Here is a 1,798-nt window from a genome sequence, read left to right on the forward strand (position 1 = left end):
GCCTCGCGCCACGCCGACAGCTGCGCGACGGCTGGCGAGGAGGCCATCGGGAAGTTCACCGCCGCCCGTGCGTCGCGCGCCTCTGCCGCCGCGACGAAGCGCCGCGCCGCGGCGAGGTCGGAGGCGAGCGGCTTCTCGAGGAAGGCTGCCTTGCCGGCCGCGAAGGCGGCTTCGGCATGCGCGATGTGGGACGACGGGGGCGACGCGACGTAGAGCGCGTCGCTGGCCGCGATCACGGCGGCCGCCGAGTCCAGCATCGGCACGCCCGGGGCCACCTCCGCGAGCCGTGCCGCGGCGGCGGGGGAGGGGTCCCACACGCCCGTCACGCGCACCGCGTCATGCGCCAGCGCGGCGCGCAGCAGGCGCTCCCCCATGATGCCGAAGCCGACGATGCCGAGCGCGATCATGCCTGTCTCCCGAGCCCCCCGCGGGCTTAGCGCGAAGCGCCGCGCCAGGCGAGGACCAGCACCGACACCGCCGCCAGCAGGGCGCAGGCGACCATGAAGGGCAGCGTCCAGCTTCCCGTCGTGCCGACGGCGAAGGCGAAGGCGCTCGGCGCCGTCAGGTAGCCGAGGAAGCACAGCATGATCGCGCCGGAGGACGCCTCCGCCACCCGGTCGGGCGGCGACACGCGCGCGACCTCCGCCAGGAAGATCCCGTTCCAGGAGGCGGAAGTGAAGCCGCACAGCACGCCGAGCAGGATCACGACGGGCCAGGCCGCGCCGGGCGCGCCGAGCACGAAGAGCGCCGAAAGCCCCGCCGCGACCACGCCATGCACCGCCAGGCTGCGCGTCGCATCCCCGATGCGGTCCGCCGCCCAGCCCAGCACGAGCCGACCCGTGACGCCCGCCACCTGCATCGCCGCATAGACCGTGCCGGCCGCCGTCAGCGTGAAGCCCTGCGCCTCCACCAGCCAGGTCACGGTGAAGTTGAACAGGCTGCCCTGCAGCGCGGCGAAGGCGAAGGCCTGCAGGCAGAGCGGCGGCAGGACGGGGTGCAGCCGGAGCGTCGCCACCGGCGCGCCGAGCCGCTTCAGCGTGAAAGCCTCGCGCAGCGGGAAGCGCGGCGATCGCTCGGCGTCGAGCGAGCCGCGCAGCGGCTGCAACGCCATTGCCGCGAGCACGCCCGCGACGAGGCAGACGCCGAGCGCGGCCTGCCAGCCCCAGACGGCCGCCACGGGGGCCGCGATCAGCCCCGCCAGCGCACCGCCGAGCGGCGCGCCGGCCTGCTTGATCGAGAAGATCAGCACGCGATGCCGCGGCGGCGCCGTCGCCTGCAGGATGCGGCTGCCCGCCGGCCCCGTCGGCCCGTAGCCGATGCCCATCAGCAGCGCCGCCGCCGGCAGCAGCCAGAGCTGCCCCGCCATGGCGAGGGCGAGCGCCGCCGCTCCCGTCAGCACGCCCCATTGCAGCAGCCGCGCCGGCCCGAAGGCGGCAACCAGCGGCGTGCCGAACAGCAGGAACAGGATCGCACCGAGCGTGTTGATCGAGGCGAAGTTGCCCACCGTCTCCGGCGGGATGCCGAGCTCGGCCGTCATGCGCGGCGCCACCACCGGCACCGCCTGCGCCATCATCGTGCCGACCGTCTGGATCAGCAGCGTGGCAAGAAGCGCGACGACCCAGCCGGTGCGCATCCGGGTGCTCAGGGTATGTCCGGGTGACGCGGCGAGCGCGGGAGGGGCTTTGCCCCTCCCGGACCCTCCCCACCAAGGGCCGGTGGGCCCTTGGAACCCATGAGTTTATGGCCAGGGCGGAGGGGGCCACGGCCCCCTCCGCCCTGGCCATGACTGATCGAGGTT

2 protein-coding genes are annotated in these 1,798 nt (G+C 74.7%); both read right to left on the reverse strand.

What is annotated here, in order from left to right; all coding sequences use genetic code 11:
- A partial coding sequence (locus L2I40_RS22700; protein WP_237217625.1) for a Gfo/Idh/MocA family oxidoreductase occupies nt 1-407 on the reverse strand: 407 nt, incomplete at its 3' end.
- 26 nt (nt 408-433) lie between these two features.
- Nucleotides 434-1,633, reverse strand: a complete 1,200-nt coding sequence (locus tag L2I40_RS22705; RefSeq protein ID WP_237217626.1) for an MFS transporter — start codon at nt 1,631-1,633, stop codon at nt 434-436.
- Between the last annotated feature and the right edge of the window lie 165 nt (nt 1,634-1,798).

Source organism: Falsiroseomonas oryziterrae (assembly GCF_021864505.1).
In the GTDB taxonomy this organism is placed as follows: domain Bacteria; phylum Pseudomonadota; class Alphaproteobacteria; order Acetobacterales; family Acetobacteraceae; genus Falsiroseomonas; species Falsiroseomonas oryziterrae.